Source organism: Gilliamella sp. HK2 (assembly GCF_001690265.1).
Lineage (GTDB): Bacteria > Pseudomonadota > Gammaproteobacteria > Enterobacterales > Orbaceae > Gilliamella > Gilliamella apicola_C.
In genome coordinates, this window is sequence record NZ_LZGV01000013.1 from 12,402 (window position 1) to 34,018 (window position 21,617).

Below are 21,617 nucleotides of genomic sequence, written 5' to 3' on the forward strand. Positions count from 1 at the left end.
TCCTCGTTAAAAAAATATCGCTGTATTATACAGGACGAACACTTGTCTCATCAATCTTAGCGTCAAAATATCGACAAATTGTTGCCACTTTGGGATCTTCAGCAATGATTATTTTAGCTTGTGCTAATTTTTGTTGATACAATGCTTCGCGCATTTCCAATGGTGTTTTATCATCTTGATTGTCATCAATAATGATTTTTACATCAAGTTCTTGCTTACGTTGTTCACAAAGCGCCTTTTGCACTTTAGCTACGTTATTTGCCGAATTAATTAAATGCTTAACTGCCGAGCGCACACGTAACACAATAGTATTATCATCCACTTGTTGAAAAACGGCATTAACCACAATTTGTTTAAGCAACGGTGGCAAATTCAATTGCTCAATTTCGGCACACCAAGCATTTTTTTGCGCCATTTCTGTAATCAGTTTTTGGGTCATTTCGGGGGTTTTGTCGCCGTTAAGCGATTCACGAAAGGCCTTAGTATCAATAACCAATTCTTCCTTCATAGCAATTAAACCACTAGCTTGCCATTGATAATTTTCAGCAGTGATTTCTTCTTTACTATCATCGTGATCCGTATTATGGGGATCTGCGCTAACCTCATTTACTGGTTGCTGAATATTCTGTTTAATTCGCGTCAGTGACTCATTAACGACTCGTTTTTTAGGTTGATTTACATCAACCAATTCAGACTTTTTTGAACTTTGTTCCTCTTTGATTAGCTGCATACGCATTTCTAAAATGCTTTTAGTCACCGACGGAGCATCATCAGGAATCGCTAAATCAACCGTTTTCGGTTTTGCATCAGCAGTTGGTTCCGCTTTTAAAGGAACTACATCTGCCATTAAATCGTTCTTTTTTTGTTCTTCGGTTTGTAACTTTGGTGGTAAACTCGAACTTGTTACTGCGTGTAACGAACGTTGTTGAGATGTAACCTGCTCAACATTATTTTTAGGTTGTTGTGTTTGCGATTGTTGATTAGTCTTAGGTTGTGCTTGGATTGACTCTGGTTGCTGCGTATTGCTTGCAGTCCGTAGCATTACTGATGGTGTAACAGTATCAACCGACTTTGGTATAAAAGCTAAAGCACGTAAAAAGCTCATTTCCACGCCAATTTTTTTATCAGGTGCAAAACTTAGTTCTTTACGCCCCATCAATAGAATTTGATAAAAAAGTTGTACATCATTTGGCGCCATAGATTGTGCTAAAAAACGGATGCGCTCTTCATTATCAGTATAATCACCAAGTGCCGTTGGTACTACTTGCAATAAAGCAATTTGGTGCAACAATGTAATTGTTTCAGCTAATAAATGATCCCAATTTGCACCTTGCATAGCTGCCGCTTCAATCTGTTGCATTAAGGCATTGCCATTACCATTATGCATTGCCTCAACAAGAGCAAATGGAATCGATTTATCAAGTGTGCCAAGCATTATTGCCACTGATTTTGCATCAATGATACCATTGCCAAGAGCAATCGCTTGATCAGTCAAACTCAAAGCATCACGCATACTGCCGTTAGCTGCTTTTGCTAATAAGCCAATCGCTTTGGGATCACTACTGATTTGTTCTAATTGTAAAATATGCTCAAGTTGTTGGCTAATTAAAGCCGTATCAAGCACATTTAAATGTAAATGCAAACAGCGCGATAATATCGTAATGGGTAATTTTTGCGGATCGGTGGTCGCTAATAAAAACTTAACATGCTCAGGAGGCTCTTCTAAAGTTTTTAGTAGCGCATTAAAACTACTGCGAGACAACATATGCACTTCGTCAATCAAATAAACTTTAAATCGACCTTTTGTTGGCAAATATTGAATATTATCAAGTATTTCACGTGTATCTTCAACTTTAGTACGTGATGCGGCATCAATTTCTAAAAGGTCAACAAATCGACCTAGCTCAATATCACGACAATTATCACATACACCACAAGGAGTGGCTGTTATACCCGTTTCGCAGTTCAAACCCTTAGCCAATAAACGGGCAATCGACGTTTTACCTACACCACGAGTACCAGAAAACAAATAAGCGTGATGGACGCGTCCAAGTGAAAGCGCATTAGACAGAATTTTAAGGACATGTTGCTGCCCAACAACTTCGGAAAATGATTTTGGTCGCCATTTGCGTGCCAGAACTTGATAACTCATAATCACCATAACGCATTATTGCCATTGAATTTGGCGCTAATCATACCATAAACTGGCAAAATAGTCTTTAAACAGACAATAATAAAAATGGTTACACAAGGTGCTCTTTTTCATTTTCAAGCACTATTTACTTCGGTGGTCATTATTTTCGGTAAAAATCATTTCGCCTAATATTTTTATTCAATTTGCGAATTTTTCTCAATTGCTAGTATATTTCCGGCCTTAAACAAATAGCATCAACAATAGTTAACGCTGTTAACTTTGACTAATACCCGCTTTTATGACATAAAAGGCGTTTAGATTAATGATGGGTTTTATCTATTTTTAGGTTAACTAGCGATATAACATTGCACTAGTTGCCGGTAGTTATTATTAAGTATTGAAATGAGCGTGACACTAAAAAAATAGAACATACCGCCTTGCTTAACAAAAGAAAAACCAGATGAGGTTTGCAAAAAACTTTTTTATAAACGATTTAAATTCGTTATGGTGATTAATGTTAATGAATTGATAAAACAAGTTTAAAACGATTATCGATTGTTCGGTACCTTGTTAATCGCCATCAAAAAACTGTCAGAAAAGCCATTGATTTTATTAAAGTTTTTATTTAACACAAAAAAACAAAAAAATTAATAAGATACTTTTTAGTCGCAAATTATCGGAATCGTTTTAAGATTAAAACCAGCCTCTTTATATAGCTTATACCTAACCCTTGCGAGCGACTTTAGTCGCTCATCGGTTGGCACAAAATCAATAATATCACGATAGACACTAGCAAATTCGGGAAACTGCTCTTGTAAATTAATCAGCAACTGACGACTCGCGCTACTCCGTTTTTGTGGCCAACTAATTTCAACCGGCGATCCGCCTTTCATCCCTTCGCCAGCCAAATTGTGAGGAACAAAATTATCCGTTTCCAGTTGCCAAAGGTATTCATCGATTCGTTCGGCCTGAGCCTGATCTTGACAAGCAACTTGCACGCGCTGATTCGCGTGCCATGCTTCAACAATTTTTTGACATGCTAACTTCTCAAAAAACAAAATGCCCGATTCGTCGGCTTGTGTTTGGTTTTCAAGTAAGTAGAAGATGACTTTTTTCATTAGATCAACGCTCAATTTATTGGTCTAGTAAGTATTGAATCAACATCGCCACAGGGCGTCCTGTTGCACCTTTTTTTGCACCTGAGCTCCATGCTGTGCCGGCAATATCTAAATGCGCCCATTGATATTTTTCGGTAAAGCGTGATAAAAAGCATGCAGCAGTAATGGTGCCCCCATCTCGACCACCAGCATTCACAATATCGGCACATGTAGATTTAATTTGTTCTTGGAAGTCATTATCAATCGGTAGTGCCCATGCTTTGTCACCTGCTTTTTGAGAGGCGGAAACAAGTTGTGCTATCAATTGATCATTATTGCCCATTACGCCTGTATAGTGATGCCCCAATGCAACAATACAAGCTCCCGTTAAGGTAGCAATATCAATAACCGCTTTTGGATTATAACGTTCAACATAAGTTAAAGCATCACATAACACTAAACGACCTTCAGCATCGGTGTTAATTACTTCAACAGTGGTACCAGACATTGTCGTTAATATATCACCAGGCCGATAACTATTTCCATCTGGCATATTTTCGCAACCTGCCATAATACCTACGACATTAATTGGTAATTTTAATTCGGCTACAGCTTGCATAACGCCATAAACCGTCGCTGCACCACACATATCATATTTCATTTCATCCATACCTGCCGATGGTTTGATAGATATGCCACCAGAATCAAAAGTAAGCCCTTTGCCGACTAATACATACGGTTTGGCTTGTTTGTCTTTTGCTCCTGCATATTCAATAATGGTCATAATTGATTCATTTTCTGAACCACGCCCGACGGCTAAATAAGCATTCATGCTTAATTTTGCCAACTCATCTTCGCCAAGGCAAGTGACCTTTAATGACGAGTGTAATTTGCCTAGTTGTTTACCTTGATCGGCTAAGTATTTTGCGTTACAAACGTTTGATGGCATATTGGCAATGGTTTTTGTTGTGGCAATCGCATCAGCAATAATTTGACCTTGTAACAAATTACTAGCTAACTGTGGTAACTCATTTTCGTTGTGAGTGAATAATGTCACATTAGTTAAACTTGGTACAGGCGCTTTAGTCGTTTTAAATTCATCAAATTGATAAGTAATATCGCTAACAATTTGCGGTAATTGTTTAGCGATTTGAGCACTATTGGCTTGATTAATTGTTAACAAATCCCATGCAATATTTTTGATTTTTTTGGCAAGAACTTCTTTTATGACTGCTTGAATCACCTTTTTGGCTTGTGACAAATCAAAATTTTTGGCTTTATCACAACCGACAAATAACAGTTTTTGTTTTAAATTGTTGCTGTTGGCATAGAGTAACGTAGTTCTACCCAACTCACTGCTTATGTCACCCGATTTAATGAGTTGGCTAACTAAACCATGGGTTGAGTTGTCAATATCTTTAACAAAATCGGACTGATTTTTTCCTGAAGCAATTGAAATAACTAAACACTCTGCTTTTTGCTTGGTGATAATAGCACTGTTTTTTATTTGAAATTCCATGGTGTTTCTCGTTTATGAATTGATAAAGATAATGAATATTCTATCGCTTCGTTATTGGATAGCAACAAAAAGATAACTAAAAGCGCTCAAATCAGATTATAATAGTCAGATTTTATGCCAACATATATAGGTAAGTTGTGATAATTCGTCGATATTTAGTTAAAGAGACATTGAAAACCCAAGGAGCAATTCTATTTATTTTATTGCTGATTTTCTTTTCTCAAAAATTAATCAGAATTTTGTCAAGCGCTATTGATGGTTCAATCCCCCGAGAATTAATTATGCCATTATTAGTTTTGGGCGTGTCAAATATGGCTGATCTTATTTTACCGCTAAGTCTTTTTTTAGGCGTACTTGTGGTCTTTGGGCGACTTTATTCTGACAGTGAAATGGTCGCTATGTATGCTTGTGGCATTAAAAAGAATTTAACTTATCAAGTGGTGCTTTTTCTCTGCATTCTAACCTGCATATTGACAGCGCTGAATGCACTTTGGTTTGGTCCTTGGTCTAACGTTAAGCAAGATCAGCTACTTGCAAATGCGAAAATAAACCCGAGTTTAGCGGGGTTATTAGCGGGGCAATTTCAACAAACGCCAGATGGTAATTCAGTGATTTATATTGGTAATGTTGATAATAATAACCTAGAAAACGTATTTATTGCGCAAATCAATCCCAAAGCCAATCAACGACCATCGATCATTCTTGCCAATAAGGGGAAAACAGGCCATGATGATGAAGGCAATCAAATCATTAAGCTTGAAAATGCCAACCGTTATGAAGGTACAGCGCAATTAAAAGATTTTCGGATCTCAAACTTTCATAATTATTTAGGTATCATTAAACCCAAAGAACTCAATATTACTGAAGAGGTCGATAAAACCAATGTTCAACAGTTGGGATTGCCTGAACTTACGAACCTTAATACCCCTAAAGCCAATGCAGAATTTTATTGGCGAATAACATTGATTATTTCGGTGCCTTTGATGGCATTTTTGGTTATTCCTCTGAGCGTATCTAACCCACGCCAAGGGCGCCTAGCTCAAGTTTTTCCAGCGTTACTGCTTTATTTGGTTTACTTTTTGTCAGCTAGTTCAATTAAGGCTAATGCAGGGAAAGGTCGATTAGATCCTGAATTGTGGTTTTATATGTTGAACTTAGGATATTTTGTATTGGCACTCATTTTAAATTGTTGGGATAATCTATTTATGCGTAAACTTCGCTTGAAATATTCGGCATCTTAAGGAGAAAAGTGTGTTTTCGATTTTAGATCGTTATATTGGTAAAACTATTTTAAGTACCATTGGTGTTAGCCTTTTTCTGCTGATTAGTCTGTCGGGTATTATCCGTTTTATAGATCAACTTCGAAAAATAAAAGTTGATTATGATGCGTTTTCTGTTGGTGTTTATACCTTTTTAATGGCGCCAAAAGACTTAGAAGTTTTCTTTCCTATGGCTGCATTATTGGGGGCTTTAATTGGTTTAGGCTTATTGGCATCACGCAGTGAACTAATTGTGATGGAAACGTCAGGCTTTAGTCGTTTCAAAATTGCCCTTGCGGTTATGAAAACAGCATTACCACTCGTATTAATTACAATGGCAGTTGGAGAATGGATTGCTCCTATTAGCGAGCAGACTGCACGCAATATGCGCTCTGAAAAGCTTTATGGTAATACCTTAATGGCACAGCAAGGCAGCCTTTGGGCTAAAGACGGTAATGATTATGTGTTTATTGGACAGGTGAATAACGATAATTCAATATCTAATGTTTATATTTATTCGGTTGATCAAAATAAATTGCTATCCATTACCCATGCTGCTTATGGAGTATATGAAAATGACAGTTGGACTTTATCGCAAGTCGAAAAAAATGATCTAACAGTGCTCAATAAAGTGGTAGGAGTCAATATGGTATCCATCCCTTGGAAAACAAACATTACCCCAGATAAATTAAGTATTGTCGCATTTGATCCTGACTCATTGTCAGCTTCTGGACTTTATCAATATTCGCAATTTCTTAAAAGCTCAGGGCAAGATACCAAGTATTATGATTTGCTATTTTGGAAAAAGATTATCAAACCCGTTTCTGTTGCTGTGATGATGTTGCTCGCATTGTCATTTATTTTTGGTCCATTACGTAGCGTATCGATGGGCATTCGTATAGTAATTGGTATTAGCTTCGGTTTCTTATTTTATATTGCTGATAATTTATTTGCACAAGTGAGTATTGTTATTGGAATTTATCCCATCGTTGGATCGTTGATAACCAGTGTTGTATTTTTGTTAATTAGTTATATTTTATTTAAACGAAACAACTAAGCTTGTAAAGATTTTATCAACCCTATCATCTTGTTAGATGATAGGGTTGTTATTTTATAAGTTCTATTTACCGACTGTTATTTATTATTTATCAAATAGCTTTATGTACTGCTCATAACCAGCATAGGCTAATTCATCTTTAGGTATAAATCGTAAAGCAGCCGAATTAATACAGTAGCGTAACCCACCTAGCTCTTTTGGACCATCAGTAAAAACATGTCCAAGATGAGAGTCGGCATTCGCTGATCGCACTTCGGTGCGACGCATAGCAAAACTGGTATCTTTTTTTTCAATAATACGACTCTTATCTATTGGCTTAGCAAAGCTAGGCCAGCCACAGCCTGAATCAAATTTATCTAACGAGGTAAATAGTGGTTCACCAGATACTATATCGACATATAATCCTTCACGATGATTGGCATTAAATTCATTATCAAACGGTGGCTCTGTACCATTTTGTTGGGTAACATAATATTGCATAGGTGTTAATATGGATAGCGCTTTTTCTTTCATGTTTTTATTCATAAATCACCTTCTCGTAGTTTAAAGTTACTTGTTTTAATTAATGTCGGTTAACATCAGTTTAACATCGATTGCAATACTTTATCTTTAATTACAAAATAATGATATAAAGCGCCAGCTATATGTATGATAAGTAAAATACCAAGTAAATATGAACTGGCTTGATGAACGCTATGAAATATTTGATAAGCCTGATTTGGCAAATCAACAGCAGGTATAGAGATGATACCCAAAAAATTCAACGGATGACGACTCATCAAGTAACCAGAGAGTGGCACAATAATCAATAAAATGTAGATAAATCCTTGCGTTGATTTTGACAAAACTCGCTGTAATTTATGATCTTTGGATAAAACATCTGGTACATCATCGCGCTTTATTAACACAAAGCGCCACAATGTTAAGACAAAAATCAATATACCCAAAGATTTATGCAATAAGTAAATAACCGGCATACCCCCCAAATAGTTTGACAATCCCCCCTTAAATATAACCACTAAAAACGTGAGCAAAACCAAGGTAAAAGTTAGCCAATGAACCCATTTTTGTTTACGGCCATAGTGCGGATAATTTTGCATTATTAACTCATCCTTTTATTTGTGTTTTTGCCAATGCTGAGCCAAAAAATGAGAGCGCCCTGATAGTTGATAGTATTGGTTATAGCGTTGCGGTTGTTTAGTGTAATAATTTTGGTGATAGTCTTCAGCTACATAAAAACTCACAGCAGGCTCGATGGCAACACCAATTGGTTTATCAAACTTCCCGCTGGCTTGTAATGCTTGTTTAGAGGCCAGCGCTTGTTTATGTTGATATTCATTATGATAAAAAATTACAGGACGATAAGAATCGCCCCGATCGGCAAATTGTCCCTGAGAATCAGTGGGATCAATTTGTTGCCAAAAAATTTCTAGCAATTTTTTATAGCTGATAACTTTCGGATCAAACGTAATTTGCACGGCTTCAGTATGCCCTGTTGTGCCTGAACAGACTTGTTGATAGGTTGGATTAATTACATGCCCACCTGTATAACCCGATACAACATTGATCACGCCCTCATACTTATCAAAGGGTTTTACCATACACCAAAAACAACCACCAGCAAATGTTGCTTGTTCATATTGTTGCATAAAAACCTCCACATTTTGATAATGTTAAATTAAATACGCGCACCGCTGTAGTCAATAACATAATTTTTGGGTAATTAACGCCCTAAATTACTTGAAACAGCCCAAAAAAACACCATATCATTACCCTACTATTTCAGTTATAGGAGGCTACTTTTATGGCAAGTGGATGGGCATCTGACGATGCGGTTAACCAACAAATCGAAGGTACTATTGCCGATGCTATAGAAAACGCAAGGCGACAACTCAATTACGGTACAATTAGCGCTCACTTTTGCATTGAGTGTGGCGACCCTATCGCTGAAGCCAGAAAAATAGCATTACCCGGCGTACAATATTGTTTGTCTTGCCAACAAGAAATCGACAAGCGGATAGCTAAAGCATCAAGTTTATATAATCGCCGAGGCAGTAAAGATAGTCAACTGCGCTAATCACAACAAAAGCCAAAATAAATCAGCAAGAAAGGGTGGATTGCGCCACCCTAAAATACAAGTAATGTTTATTTTTTACCTTCACGAACTGCATCATAAGGATAAATAATTAACTTATTATCAAACCACTCAGCACAAAAAATATCTTCTATTTTTTCATATCCTTGCCTTGAAATTTCACGTTTAACCCAATCTTCATCTTTTTTGAGTTGCTCAAGATTATCATGACTAATACCGCCATTTTCAATAATAAGCAGGGCAATATCTTTATCACCTTGTTTGATAATGGTTAAAGAACCGTTTAACTCGTACCAAACTTCTTTTAACTCATCAAACGAAGCTATGCCTTGTATATTAACTAAGGTTTCAAAATCTCTTACTGGCAAATTAGCTTTAACAAAATTATCTGTGATTAAATGACCATTTTTAACTAATTGAATAGGCTCACCATCTATAGCATCTCGTAGACGTGAATTTTTAGATTTGATAAATCGGATCAAAACAAGCAAGCCAGCCCAAATAGCAACTAACCCCGCTGCCTCCCATGGTGATACCGTTGGGCTCAGCAACGCTCCCCCAACGAGCGCACCAATAACCATACTACCGACCTGATCAAGCTGTGACATTGGTGCAATTTGACTTTTACCTGATAACTTGACGTAAATAAGTAAAATAACTAGTGCTAACAAAAATTTTGGTGCCATTTCTAATAAATACATTTCCTTTCTCCCAGCTAACATAATATGTTGAACTATAATTCCAAATACAGAATTGAACAAAACTTCCAAATTGGAACAGGTAACAATTTATATAAAAATCGGTGTAACTTTTGTGTAATTGACAATCAACTCACATTTATTTTATGAGCAAAAACCAAAATAAGACATGATCATTAAGATAAGTAACTATAATTGTACTCTAAAATTTAAATAATTTATAAGATTATTGCTTTGATTGTGATAACTTATTTCTATTATGCAATATTAGTTAAAAATTACAACAATGAAAAACAATAATGATTGTGGTGATAAAATACCATTAATGATGACATAAAACCAACTCGAAATTGCTTTAGATTATTACTCAATACACTAAAGCAACAACGACTATCGTATTACCTTCCTTTAGAATCTTAACCGTTAAATTAACTGCAATATTAACTGTAAATCTTTGCATCCATTTGCAAGCAGGTTTGAGAAAAAACAATTATATTATTTCCAATAAAAATAATATTAGTCGCGTTTTTATTGGAAATTTATCTATAATTTTTTATTACGAAAGAGCGCAAACCAATAGATTGGCCACTTGCTTTTTCCGATAAGATTATTGACAATGTACGCAATGATAACTAATGCGATAGAGCCTGATAACACGGGAAACAGCAAAAAACTAAAATCATAATTAACTTGATTTGCTGTTAACAATATAACTAGCGGATTAGCGCCTGCTGGTGGATGCACGCATCGCAAAAACTGCATAGCAGCAATAGCACATCCCACAGAGAAAGCGATAACGAATACTGAATCACCAAGCAACTTTAAAAACAGCAACCCAATAAACGCTGAGATAAGATGCCCAAAGATCACATTTCTAGGCTGCGCCAAAGGAGATTGAGAAACTGCAAATAAAATTACACAAGAAGCGCCAAACGGAGCCATTATAAAATAGCTACCAGAGTATATTGTCAAATATACTAATGTTAAAATTGCCAAAAAGCCACCTAACAACCCCTGTGTTAAGTCCAGTAATTTGGGTCTACTTGGTAGTTTTTCGCCATCGAAAAAAAAGAATTTCATTCGCTATTGTCCTGTTTGGTTATAATAATGATTAAATAAAACTGTACCGATCTGTACAAAATTAATAGTAGTACAGATCAGTACACCTTGCAATTTATTTCAGGTAATTTATTTTGAAAAAAACATACAAACGAATAATGGAAACGGCTGAAGCGCTGTTTTATCGAAGTGGTTTTGCTAATGCTGGCGTCGATGAGATAAGAGATAAATCAGGATGCTCTAAAACAACCTTATACAATAATTTTGGCAGTAAAGATAAATTGATACTTGAAGTATTAAAGCAAAGAGATTTGAGGTTTAAAGCAAAACTTAACGAAGCTATCTTAAACCTTAATGGAACAGAAGCTATTATGAAGATTTTTGAATGGCATGAAAAGTGGTATTGCGAAGAAAACTTTAACGGCTGCTTGTTTATCCGTGCAATGGAAGAAATACCAGAAGATTCATCATGCATATCTAATATTGTAGTAGAACATAAAGAATTTATTCGAAATCTTATTTTTTATAAGCTTGAAAATTACCCCAATAAGGCATCTTTAACAAATAAACTAATGGTAATACTTGAAGGGCTTGCCAATATTAGTGTGGTATACAAAAATAAGCCAAACCTGCATCAACAAATTCTACAAGACACGCTTAACCTCGTGCTAGAATTACTAAATAACGCCTTAGTATTTAAGAAAGATTAATTAAAAATAATGCATTATTAAGTATCTAGAAAAAGTAATGAATTTGTATTGATTATAATTAGGAATTTTATCAAAAACTTTCAGGTAGGTCGTGTTTCAATATAAATTCGTTTTTTGCTTTTATAGAAGCGCTTTTGTGTTTTTTTACTCATTAAAGCGCTTGATCATCACCAACGTTAATCTTACTGAGCCACCTTGCATGAGCTATCTTTTTGGGCAATTAGCCTTAATTAGCCCCATAGTTTTAGCTATCGCTTAGGGATTAAGTGCTCAAGGGTTAAGAATAAGCACAATAATATAATGATCACTACGGGCACTCAAATGCGAAAGAACGTAATCACTCCATATTTAAGCACCTATTTGGGCAAACAGGTAATGATTACCTGTTATCATCCGTATCATGTTTTTTGATAAAAATTTCTACACAACTCGCTGAAAATGTGAATTTAAAACAGTAAGCATGAGTTATTATATATTTTAATAAATTCTACATGTTAATTTTAGGTAAATAAAAATGATTCAAGAAATATTGACTAATATAAGAAATGGCCCAACTATTTTAACGTTACCTGAAATAATAAATTTGATGAATTCTCTTCAACTACTAAAAACTGAAGAAATATTAAAAAATGATGAGGATTTTTTACAATTGCTAGATTTATTAGTCGAATCTTATTGTGATTCGGCAATATTTGAAGTTAATGCTGATAATAAAGCCTATTTAAATCAATTTAGTCGCTGGTTAATTAAATTAGGAAAAAGGCATCCATTTGGGAAAAACCAAGATAACTTAAGCTCATATTCAAATATATTTTTAAAAGAAATGTCGAATACCTTAACCTAATGAAAAAAGCTTATATAAATTTATTGTGCGATAGTTGTAAAAAATATTTAGAAATCGATATCATTTAATGGTTGTAGGATCTCCTCTGCTTGTTTACACATTTTTGTTAAAATAAAATTCAAGCATCTCATAAGGTGTAGCACCATTTAAGCCTTTATGTAGTTTAAATGTATTGTAAAAGTTAATAAAATGACAAAATTTGGCTTGTTGGCAATTACATCGACCAATACTTCTTGTTCATACCAAATTTCCATTAATAAACTTATCACTCGCTCAGCTTTACCATTAGTTTGAGGATGGGCAATTTTAGTTAACTTTTAATTGATTTTATTGTCTTGGCAAAACTTAACAAAATCATGCCCAATAGTTCCTTTGTATTCGGCGCCGTTACCTGAGCAAATATCGTTAATAGTATAAGATATTTGTGCTAACACATCATACTGTAAAAAGTTGACTGAGCCGAATTTAGACGATCTGTTATCGTTTTCTCAACTTTAACCTGCCTTTTAAGCCCATATTTTGTTATTTTATAACGTTCACTTGAACCTAATTGTATTTAAAAAGCTTGTGACAGTAGAGTTTTAATGCTTTATAAATAGTGGGACAACTGGCATTAAATATCAATGCTAAGTTAGTGACTGTGATTTTTGTTTTATTGTATAAACGCTAAATCGTTTCTCAATAACAAACAATTAATATTTTTTTTATACATATTTATTACAATAATTTTTCTTAATACTGTAAATAATGCGAGTGAATTATACATCAAGGATTGCTTAACAAACTAATAAATATATAATTACCAGACTCAAAAATTACCAATAATTAATACAGTTACAATAGTGATAAAAAAAGAAACCTTATTTTTACATGGAATGTGCCTTTGTCTTTCCATTCTGCTTGTTTATTTGTTAGGACTTCCGCAACGTTTTGATCGTATATTTCTAACATATTTTTCTCTGATCTTTTTAGCTAGACTTACTTTTTTTCGCGTTTTTTTTTGCATTTGGTTTGTGATAGCTGCTCTTTATCTACCTGTAGGATTTTATTATGGCCCGCCGAATGTTGCCGTAATTAGCTCTATCGCAGAAACAGACTTTGATGAAATATCAGAATTTTGTTCACAACTACCTATTTATTTTTATTTTATTCCTACAATCTTGATACTATTTTTTATTTTCTTATTTAAAAAATTTCCGTTTCCAAAAGTAAATAATCGCTATTTGATTATTTTCATATTAGGGCTATGCTTCCATAAACCAATAAAAGTAACTATTAAATATCATCCCGATACTTTCAATTCAACAATTTACTCTATTTTTAGCAATACTAAATATCCTATTTTAGAATTTTGTATTGCATTCTATGAAAGCGGAAAACTATATTTAACAGAGAAACAGCAGCAAATTAAACAGATTGAACAAACCAATAGCATTCCAATTATATCGGTTAATCCAAAGCATAAAACCTATATTATTATTATTGGCGAAAGCGTTCGAAAGGACTATATGAGTGCTTATGGATTTAAATATGACAATACACCATTTGCTCGAAATCATGCCAGCATTATTTGGGATGGACTTATTGCACCAGCGCCAAATACTCAATCATCCATTCCGCATATAATTAGTCAATCTGTTTTTCCAAATGGCAAAGAAGTTCATGCACAATTAAATAATAATATTGTTAGTATTGCTAATGATGCAAAATTTGAAACTTATTGGCTATCAAATCAAGGAAAATTAGGAAAAATTGAGATTACAGTACCAAGAATTGCCTCGTATGCTCAGCATGCTTTTTATACTAAAAAAGGCGAGTATAATGGCAAATCATCAAGAGGGAAATATGACACATTATTATTACCAGAATTAAATAATATTTTACTAAAAGAAGGAAATAAACCAAAACTTATTATTATGCATCTTATAGGTTCGCATCCTCACTTTTGTAAACGATTAGAATTTGATGTACAGTTTAATCTTAATAATAAAAATCTTTCTTGTTATGCAAGTAGTATCAAAGAAACAGATGACCTTATTGCTCAAACTATTGGTATGTTAAAAAAACATAATCAAGATTATTCTGTTGTTTACTTTGCAGATCATGGGCTTGCTCATACCGACCAATATAATGACTTAAGACACAATGCCGAATATAAAGATAGCTATCGAATTCCTTTTATCTTTTTTGATTCAGATAACAAACCTCAACAAAAAATTAATAAACAAATATCTGGATTACAACTTGTTTATTTATTAAGCAATTGGTTGGGAATTAAATTAGATGTACGACATGATTATATGCTAAATGAATTAACAGACATACCAGAACAAACGCAAATACAAATAAAAGACTGGAAAACCAATAAACTATTTCAGTTTGATCAATTAAAAGAAGACCCAAATCCTTTTAATTGATACTAGTTTTGAATACGCCATCAACAAATCTAAATGATGGCGTTTTTTAGTGCATTACTGAGAGTGCTAATTGTTACCTAATTCAGCAAACTTTTTGCTTGTGTAAGTACGTTTTCAACAGTAAAGCCAAATTCTTTAAACAGTTGATCAGCCGGTCCTGATTCACCAAAAGTTGTCATGCCAATAACTTTGCCATTTAACCCAACGTATTTATACCAAAAATCACTAATACCCGCTTCAATAGCAAGACGAGCTGTCACTGATGATGGCAGTACTGACTCTTTATAAGCACTATCTTGTTTATCAAATGCGTCAGTTGATGGCATTGATACCACACGTACTCTCTTTCCTGCTTGGGTCAGTTGTTGATACGCTTCAACAGCAAGCTCTACTTCCGAACCAGTAGCAATAATAATCAATTCTGGTACGCCCGTGCAATCATTTAGGATATAACCACCACGATAAACATTAGCTAGTTGTTCAGCTGTACGCTCTTGCTGTTTTAGGTTTTGTCTTGAAAAGATTAATGCTGTCGGTCCTTCTTTGCGCTCAATACCATATTGCCATGCAATCGCTGACTCTACTTGGTCACACGGGCGCCATGTGCTAACATTTGGCGTAACACGTAAGCTAGCCATTTGTTCAACAGGTTGATGCGTTGGCCCGTCTTCACCCAAACCAATTGAATCATGAGTATAAACAAATAATGACCGAATTTTCATTAGCGCAGCCATGCGAATCGCATTACGTGCATATTCCATAAACATTAAGAAAGTCGCACCATATGGAATAAACCCGCCATGCAATGCAATACCATTCATGATAGCGGACATACCAAACTCGCGCACACCATAATGGATATAATTACCACTAGGATTAGCTAAAATTTCTTTTGATCCTGACCACATAGTTAAGTTACTTGGCGCTAAATCAGCTGAACCACCTAAAAACTCAGGTAAAGCAGGTGCAAAGGCTTCAATGGCATTTTGCGATGCTTTACGTGTTGCAATCGTTGCAGGATTAGCTTGTAATTTATTCACCACATCGTTAGCAATTTGTAACCAATTTTCAGGCAAATCACCATTAACACGGCGTGTAAATTCTTTGGCTAATTCAGGATAAGCTTTTGCATACGCATCAAAACGGGCATTCCATTCATCTTCACACTGCTTACCTTTATCTTTAGCATCCCAAGCATCATAATAAGTCTTAGGAATTTCAAAAGCAGGGAAATCCCAGCCAAGTGCTTTACGTGTTGCTTCAATTTCGGCATCACCTAATGGCGCACCATGGCTTTCATGACTACCCGCTTTATTTGGCGAACCAAATCCGATAACGGTTTTACACATTAATAATGACGGTTTATCAGTTACTGCTTGCGCTTGCTCAATGGCTTGTTTTAGCGCTTTGGCATCATGACCATCTATACCACTAATCACATGCCAACCATAAGCCTCAAAACGTTTAGCTGTATCATCAGTAAACCAGCCTTCAACTTCTCCATCAATTGAAATGCCATTATCATCGTAAAATGCAATGAGTTTTCCTAATTTAAGAGTACCAGCCAACGAACATACTTCATGCGAGATACCTTCCATCATACAACCATCGCCCATAAACACATAAGTATGGTGATCAACAATAGTGTGATCGGGCTTATTAAATTGCGCAGCTAAGGTTCTTTCGGCAATAGCCATACCAACGGCATTAGCAATACCTTGCCCTAGTGGACCTGTGGTCGTTTCAACGCCTGGCACATAACCATATTCAGGGTGACCTGCTGTTTTTGAATGCAACTGACGAAAATTTTTAAGATCATCAATTGTCACCGCATAACCTGTTAGATGCAATAAACTGTAGATCAACATAGACGCATGACCATTTGATAAAACAAAACGATCGCGATCAGCCCATTTTGGATTAGTTGGATTATGCTTTAAAAAACCACGCCAAAGGACTTCAGCCATATCCGCCATACCCATAGGTGCTCCAGGATGGCCTGATTTTGCTTTTTGCACGCCATCCATGCTTAATGCCCTTATCGCATTCGCCAGTTCGCGGTGAGATAGTGAGGTTGCATTCATGTTGTAATCTCCAAAAAAATTTTTGAGTTAAAAATTGTTAATATATGCAAGGTAAAATTACTTGCGAAATCGTTAGTCAAATTAACAAAACAAAATAGTGTAAAGATGGGGAGTTAACTCCCCTAGTGCTCAAAATGATTATAATAATGCTCCAATCATATCTTCTAATTTGCCTTGGTCTATGGCAAAAGCACGGATTCCTTCGGCTAGCTTTTCAACTGCCATAGCATCGCTATTATGTTGCCATCTAAATTCGGCTTCAGTCATTGGCTCTGGTCGAGCAACTACAGGTTGATTTGGATTAAGTTTTTGAACAACAGTAGCATTTGATTGTTGCATTTCAGCAAGTAAGTTAGGTGCAATAGTCAATCTATCACAACCAGCTAACGCTAAAATCTGATCGACTTTACGGAAGCTCGCACCCATTACAATGGTTTTATAACCATGCTGTTTATAGTAATTAAAGATATTACGAACAGAAATAACGCCTGGATCTTCATCCGCATTGTAAGGATCAATAGGTTTTTTAGCTTGATACCAATCATAAATACGCCCAACAAAAGGCGAAATTAAAAAGACATTTACTTCAGCACAAGCTCGTGCCTGTGCAAATGAAAACAATAAAGTTAGATTACAGTTGATGCCTTCTTTTTCGAGCACTTCAGCCGCTTTAATACCTTCCCACGTTGATGCAATTTTAATTAAAATGCGTGACTTATCAATGCCCTTTTCTTTATAAAGCGCAATGATTTTACGAGCTTTTTCAATACACGCTTGTTTATCAAAAGACAAACGAGCATCGACTTCGGTCGAAATGCGTCCTGGCACTGATTTTAAAATTTCAGCACCGATATTGACTGCCACTTGATCGCAAGCATTAATCAATTGCTGTTCTTTGCTACCACCTAATTTTTTAGCTGTTTCAATCGCAGAATCAATCAAATACCGATATTGAGGAAGCTGTGCCGCCTTTAAAACAAGAGAGGGGTTAGTTGTTGCATCTTCAGGCGAAAATTGTTTAATCGAATCGATATCACCTGTATCGGCTACAACTACTGTTAGTTTTTTAAATTCATCTAATTGATTCATATTTTTTATCCTCATACAGCGCTTTACTATAATGAAAGTATAATAACATTTATTCGATAATAAAACGACTTTGTCATCGGACGATGATTTCATTATATTGTTGGCAAAAACAAACAGCTCAAACTGTAAATAAGACGTTATTATCAAGCTTTACCAAGATAAATTCACTTATTTTTATTAGTTATATTTGCTATTTTTACCGTACAAATAATTTCAATTATGAGAACTAAATCACAAAATCAAATCTCTATTAATTTGTATTAATCTACCAATAAAAATAAAAACTAATGAATACTAAAATAGTCAGACAAATCTAACAAATGCATTTGATTACCCCCAAGTATATTCAATATGATTTGTTAAATTACAACTTGAGCAAGAATGGCATTTATCTGCTTGACAAGGAAGTGATTGATTTTGCACGATTAATTTAATCATTCCTTTTTTTATCCAAAACCGTAACATCTGCTCGGTGGCACTTTCAGGTAAACGAAAGTGCCTTGCAATATCTTGCAATGATGCACGGCCTTTTAATTGCACATAATCACGAATTGACGTCATTAACATAACATTAATATGATTTACAGGGAGAGCCCTGCAAATCGCTCCTCTATTATTATTATTTTTACAAATTAACCCGCCATTTATTTAATGACAATACAATAATTTTCAACGATTTCATAAACTGAGTTCAACTTATTGATTTAAAGTTGAATATCGACCTAAAAAACGCATAAACAGCAAAGCCACAACAATAAAGATACAGCATCCTAAGAGCCACCAAGTAGCTACAGCCGAATGTCCAAGCAAAGTACATTGGTAATAAATTGTTGCTGCTAGCCACGCAATAGTAAAAGTCCAAATTGCCACAAATATCATCCATTTTGAGCCAGCCTCACGATATACAGCCCCTAACGCTGCGGCACAAGGAGTATAAAGTAAAATAAAGATCAAATAGCTCATAGCGGCAGAAGGCGAACCAAAAGCCATTTTAATTTGTGAAACCGTCGCCGAATCTACCTCTAAATCAACTTTTAACGAATCAATATCTTGCGAAATAGCAGTGAGCCCTAATGGATCTAAGACCGCATCAGACAAGGTCTGCAAATTTTGGGGAATGGTAGCTAATGCTTTTAAAACGCCTTGTGACAAACTGAATGGATCAGCTTGTTCGTTATTATCATTCATAGAATAAAGTGAATTTAATGTTGCAATTACCGATTCCTTAGCGAAAATACCAGTAAAAATACCCACTGTTGCAGGCCAATTATTGTTGGTAATGCCCATTGGTGCAAATGCTGGAGTGATCTCTTGGCTAATCACTGAAAGCATAGTGTCTTGTGAGCTTTCAGCCCTAAACGATCCATTGCTTCCCCACGAATTAAGTAAGCTTAGTACCGTTACCATTAATACAATAGCTTTACCTGCTCTAAATATAAATGACTTTAACCGTTGCCACGTCAAACTAAATAAGCTACTTAAAGTCGGAATACGATAGACAGGCATTTCCATAATAAACGGCGTTAATGAACCTTTTAATAGCGTAAATTTAAGCACAAACCCTGTTAGCATAGCCACAGCAATGCCGATCAAATATAAAGTAAACACCACTATCGAAGCATTCTTAGGGAAAAATATCACAGCAAACAACGCATACACAGGCAATCTTGCCCCACACGACATAAAAGGGATCATACAAATCGACATAATACGATCACGAGTGCTCTCTAGCGTTCGTGTACCCATAATAGCTGGCACCCCACAACCAAAACCAACTAGCATTGGCACAAATGCCTTACCTGGTAAACCAATAGATCGCATCAATCGGTCAATGACCATTGCTGCTCTGGCTAAATAGCCTGAATCCTCCAAAAAAGATAAACAAAAAAACATGGCACCAATAACAGGAATAAACGTCGAAACAGTTTGAACACCTCGACCAATGCCATTAGCAAAAATCGCGATAAGCCAATTTGGTGCATTTATAGCATGAAGTAATTCAGTTGTGCCATCAACAAAAACAGTACCACACAGTACATCAAAAAAATCAATAAATACTGCCCCAAAATTAATCGCCACCATAAACATGGCATACATAGCCAACAAAAAGAATGGAATGCCAGTAATGCGTCCTAAGGTAATATTATCAAGTATTTCAGAAAACCGATGACTAAGCTCACGTGGTTTCTCAATCACCTTTTTACAAATTGCATCAATCGTATCATAACGAGCGCTAGCCAGTGCCACATCAATTTCATTATCGCACCATTGTGCAAGTTTTAAACGACAATCCACTAACATTTTTTTCTCACATCGCGACAAGTTATAACGCGAATCATCCAATAATACATCCATCAATTGCCAGCGATTAAATTGGCGTATAATGCTATCTTCGGGTAGATCGCAAACATAACGATTAATAACAGTTTGCTGCTCTTCACCAAGTAGATCAACCGACGGCTGAGCAATTTGTGGATTTTTCGACATAGCTTCAATTTGTTGATAAAAGTGCGATAAACCTTGTTTTTTTGTAGAAGATATCGCAACAACAGGACAACCAAGTAGTGTAGACAACATATCAACATTAATCTGTTCGCCAATAGCTTTAATAGCATCCATCATATTTAACACAACAATTACGGGGACTTGTAAATCAATTAATTGACACGTTAAATAAAGGCTACGTTGCAAATTTGTTGCATCAATAATATTAATAATAACACTGTCACTTTCAGATAATACAAATTGACGAGCAATAAGTTCATCTTGCGAAACACTGAGTGGATCAGGCTCTATCGAATATGTGCCAGGCAAATCGATAATCTCATATTGCCTATGATGATAAGTAAAAATACCCGTTTTACGTTCCACTGTCACGCCAGGCCAATTTCCTACTCGCTGTTTAGAGCCTGTTAATAAGTTGAACAACGTAGTCTTACCGCAGTTAGGATTACCAATGAGTGCTATCTTCACGCAGCGACCTCCATTACTTCAATAGCTTTCGCTTCATTACGACGTAAACAAAGCAAAAAACCACGCATTTTGATCTCGATCGGATCACCAAGTGGCGCAACACGCACAACCAAAACCTTACAACCCGGTGTAATACCCATTGCAAGTAACTTTCGACGAAAGGGTAACGATTCGGGCAATAATCTAGAAATAACCGCCTCGTGCCCTAAAGGTAGTTGGTTAAGGGTAAAAGATGACATTATTTTTCCTAAAAAAGATGACAGTATTAATAAAAAAGTAATAGCATTAAATTAACAACACGTATTTTAAAGAAAAGAAAAGTTATTTTTAGTATAAAAATGCGAATCACTCGCAACAATGACAAATAAAACGCGAAAAAACAACCAAACAGTTCAAATAATAAAAACATATGGCATCTAATAATCAAAAATCAATCCAAGAAGTTAAGCTTTTATTTAGACAATAAATTAATTACCACTAAAAACAATAAATACTATCTGGTTAGCAATTTTTAATTGGGAAACTCGTGGTAAACCTACATCAATCTAAGACAAAATTGTAAAATGAACGAACTATTCTAAG

At 35.4% G+C, this 21,617-nt stretch carries 19 protein-coding genes; 6 read left to right on the forward strand and 13 right to left on the reverse strand.

Annotation, left to right across the window (positions count from 1 at the left end; genetic code table 11):
* Positions 1 to 25: 25 nt before the first annotated feature.
* The 3 genes from dnaX to A9G45_RS00525 form a co-directional block, all read right to left on the reverse strand.
* The gene (gene dnaX / locus A9G45_RS00515) at positions 26 to 2,152 is read right to left on the reverse strand and encodes a DNA polymerase III subunit gamma/tau (RefSeq protein ID WP_065567600.1); all 2,127 of its coding nucleotides are present in this window, start codon (positions 2,150 to 2,152) and stop codon (positions 26 to 28) included.
* 644 nt (positions 2,153 to 2,796) lie between these two features.
* A complete protein-coding gene (locus tag A9G45_RS00520) occupies positions 2,797 to 3,252 on the reverse strand; it encodes a DNA polymerase III subunit chi (protein ID WP_065567583.1) in 456 nt (151 codons plus the stop codon).
* Between the two features lie 16 nt (positions 3,253 to 3,268).
* Positions 3,269 to 4,750, reverse strand: coding sequence for a leucyl aminopeptidase (locus A9G45_RS00525; RefSeq protein WP_065567584.1), 1,482 nt, complete (start codon positions 4,748 to 4,750; stop codon positions 3,269 to 3,271).
* A gap of 137 nt (positions 4,751 to 4,887) precedes the next feature.
* Between A9G45_RS00525 and lptF the strand changes: the two genes are divergently transcribed.
* Positions 4,888 to 5,991, forward strand: coding sequence for an LPS export ABC transporter permease LptF (lptF, locus tag A9G45_RS00530; RefSeq protein ID WP_065567585.1), 1,104 nt, complete (start codon positions 4,888 to 4,890; stop codon positions 5,989 to 5,991).
* A 10-nt stretch (positions 5,992 to 6,001) separates the two neighbouring features.
* Positions 6,002 to 7,066 carry an LPS export ABC transporter permease LptG gene (lptG, locus tag A9G45_RS00535; protein WP_065567586.1) on the forward strand — a complete coding sequence of 355 codons (1,065 nt, stop codon included), beginning with the start codon at positions 6,002 to 6,004 and terminating at the stop codon, positions 7,064 to 7,066.
* An 84-nt stretch (positions 7,067 to 7,150) separates the two neighbouring features.
* On the opposite strand, the gene msrB is transcribed toward lptG, so the two are convergent.
* From msrB to msrA, 3 genes are read right to left on the reverse strand one after another with little or no spacing between them, the layout of a single operon-like run.
* A complete protein-coding gene (msrB, locus tag A9G45_RS00540) occupies positions 7,151 to 7,591 on the reverse strand; it encodes a peptide-methionine (R)-S-oxide reductase MsrB (RefSeq protein ID WP_176701634.1) in 441 nt (146 codons plus the stop codon).
* A gap of 53 nt (positions 7,592 to 7,644) precedes the next feature.
* Entirely contained in the window at positions 7,645 to 8,166 is a 522-nt protein-coding gene (locus A9G45_RS00545; protein WP_065567587.1) for a cytochrome b, read from the reverse strand.
* 15 nt (positions 8,167 to 8,181) lie between these two features.
* Positions 8,182 to 8,715, reverse strand: coding sequence for a peptide-methionine (S)-S-oxide reductase MsrA (gene msrA / locus A9G45_RS00550; RefSeq protein ID WP_065567588.1), 534 nt, complete (start codon positions 8,713 to 8,715; stop codon positions 8,182 to 8,184).
* Positions 8,716 to 8,870: 155 nt separating this feature from the next.
* Here msrA and A9G45_RS00555 point away from each other — a divergent pair, with 155 nt between their 5' ends.
* On the forward strand, positions 8,871 to 9,143 hold the full coding sequence (locus A9G45_RS00555; RefSeq protein ID WP_065567589.1) for a DksA/TraR family C4-type zinc finger protein: 273 nt from the start codon (positions 8,871 to 8,873) through the stop codon (positions 9,141 to 9,143).
* 68 nt (positions 9,144 to 9,211) lie between these two features.
* Here A9G45_RS00555 and A9G45_RS00560 read toward each other — a convergent pair whose 3' ends face one another.
* Together A9G45_RS00560 and A9G45_RS00565 are read right to left on the reverse strand one after the other, a co-directional pair.
* Complete coding sequence (locus tag A9G45_RS00560) at positions 9,212 to 9,862, reverse strand: DUF421 domain-containing protein (protein ID WP_065567590.1); 651 nt, start codon at positions 9,860 to 9,862, stop codon at positions 9,212 to 9,214.
* A gap of 540 nt (positions 9,863 to 10,402) precedes the next feature.
* Complete coding sequence (locus tag A9G45_RS00565) at positions 10,403 to 10,939, reverse strand: HPP family protein (RefSeq protein ID WP_065567591.1); 537 nt, start codon at positions 10,937 to 10,939, stop codon at positions 10,403 to 10,405.
* A 113-nt stretch (positions 10,940 to 11,052) separates the two neighbouring features.
* Here A9G45_RS00565 and A9G45_RS00570 point away from each other — a divergent pair, with 113 nt between their 5' ends.
* From A9G45_RS00570 to A9G45_RS00580, 3 genes are all read left to right on the forward strand, one after another.
* Positions 11,053 to 11,628, forward strand: a complete 576-nt coding sequence (locus A9G45_RS00570; RefSeq protein ID WP_065567592.1) for a TetR/AcrR family transcriptional regulator — start codon at positions 11,053 to 11,055, stop codon at positions 11,626 to 11,628.
* A gap of 514 nt (positions 11,629 to 12,142) precedes the next feature.
* A complete protein-coding gene (locus A9G45_RS00575) occupies positions 12,143 to 12,472 on the forward strand; it encodes a hypothetical protein (protein WP_065567593.1) in 330 nt (109 codons plus the stop codon).
* Positions 12,473 to 13,485: 1,013 nt separating this feature from the next.
* The gene (locus tag A9G45_RS00580) at positions 13,486 to 14,889 is read left to right on the forward strand and encodes a phosphoethanolamine transferase (RefSeq protein ID WP_176701635.1); all 1,404 of its coding nucleotides are present in this window, start codon (positions 13,486 to 13,488) and stop codon (positions 14,887 to 14,889) included.
* Positions 14,890 to 14,966: 77 nt separating this feature from the next.
* Here A9G45_RS00580 and tkt read toward each other — a convergent pair whose 3' ends face one another.
* From tkt to A9G45_RS00605, 5 genes are all read right to left on the reverse strand, one after another.
* Positions 14,967 to 16,973, reverse strand: a complete 2,007-nt coding sequence (gene tkt / locus A9G45_RS00585; protein ID WP_065567595.1) for a transketolase — start codon at positions 16,971 to 16,973, stop codon at positions 14,967 to 14,969.
* 138 nt (positions 16,974 to 17,111) lie between these two features.
* The gene (gene tal / locus A9G45_RS00590; protein WP_065567596.1) at positions 17,112 to 18,062 is read right to left on the reverse strand and encodes a transaldolase; all 951 of its coding nucleotides are present in this window, start codon (positions 18,060 to 18,062) and stop codon (positions 17,112 to 17,114) included.
* A gap of 330 nt (positions 18,063 to 18,392) precedes the next feature.
* The gene (locus A9G45_RS00595; protein ID WP_065572345.1) at positions 18,393 to 18,623 is read right to left on the reverse strand and encodes a FeoC-like transcriptional regulator; all 231 of its coding nucleotides are present in this window, start codon (positions 18,621 to 18,623) and stop codon (positions 18,393 to 18,395) included.
* Between the two features lie 135 nt (positions 18,624 to 18,758).
* Entirely contained in the window at positions 18,759 to 21,035 is a 2,277-nt protein-coding gene (gene feoB / locus A9G45_RS00600) for a Fe(2+) transporter permease subunit FeoB (protein WP_065567598.1), read from the reverse strand.
* Positions 21,032 to 21,274, reverse strand: coding sequence for a FeoA family protein (locus tag A9G45_RS00605; protein WP_081297763.1), 243 nt, complete (start codon positions 21,272 to 21,274; stop codon positions 21,032 to 21,034). The genes feoB and A9G45_RS00605 overlap by 4 nt, the downstream gene beginning before the upstream one ends.
* Positions 21,275 to 21,617 lie beyond the last annotated feature (343 nt).

What these genes read in the sequence shown, in the direction of transcription:
- A9G45_RS00555 (WP_065567589.1), top strand. Translation starts at nt 8,871, where the DNA reads ATGGCAAGTGGATGGGCATCTGACGATGCGGTTAACCAACAAATCGAA.
- A9G45_RS00595 (WP_065572345.1), bottom strand. Translation starts at nt 18,623, where the DNA reads ATGACGTCAATTCGTGATTATGTGCAATTAAAAGGCCGTGCATCATTG.
- msrA (WP_065567588.1), bottom strand. Translation starts at nt 8,715, where the DNA reads ATGCAACAATATGAACAAGCAACATTTGCTGGTGGTTGTTTTTGGTGT.
- tal (WP_065567596.1), bottom strand. Translation starts at nt 18,062, where the DNA reads ATGAATCAATTAGATGAATTTAAAAAACTAACAGTAGTTGTAGCCGAT.
- A9G45_RS00575 (WP_065567593.1), top strand. Translation starts at nt 12,143, where the DNA reads ATGATTCAAGAAATATTGACTAATATAAGAAATGGCCCAACTATTTTA.
- tkt (WP_065567595.1), bottom strand. Translation starts at nt 16,973, where the DNA reads ATGAATGCAACCTCACTATCTCACCGCGAACTGGCGAATGCGATAAGG.
- dnaX (WP_065567600.1), bottom strand. Translation starts at nt 2,152, where the DNA reads ATGAGTTATCAAGTTCTGGCACGCAAATGGCGACCAAAATCATTTTCC.
- msrB (WP_176701634.1), bottom strand. Translation starts at nt 7,591, where the DNA reads ATGAATAAAAACATGAAAGAAAAAGCGCTATCCATATTAACACCTATG.
- A9G45_RS00520 (WP_065567583.1), bottom strand. Translation starts at nt 3,252, where the DNA reads ATGAAAAAAGTCATCTTCTACTTACTTGAAAACCAAACACAAGCCGAC.
- A9G45_RS00560 (WP_065567590.1), bottom strand. Translation starts at nt 9,862, where the DNA reads ATGTATTTATTAGAAATGGCACCAAAATTTTTGTTAGCACTAGTTATT.
- A9G45_RS00565 (WP_065567591.1), bottom strand. Translation starts at nt 10,939, where the DNA reads ATGAAATTCTTTTTTTTCGATGGCGAAAAACTACCAAGTAGACCCAAA.
- A9G45_RS00605 (WP_081297763.1), bottom strand. Translation starts at nt 21,274, where the DNA reads ATGTCATCTTTTACCCTTAACCAACTACCTTTAGGGCACGAGGCGGTT.
- A9G45_RS00545 (WP_065567587.1), bottom strand. Translation starts at nt 8,166, where the DNA reads ATGCAAAATTATCCGCACTATGGCCGTAAACAAAAATGGGTTCATTGG.
- A9G45_RS00525 (WP_065567584.1), bottom strand. Translation starts at nt 4,750, where the DNA reads ATGGAATTTCAAATAAAAAACAGTGCTATTATCACCAAGCAAAAAGCA.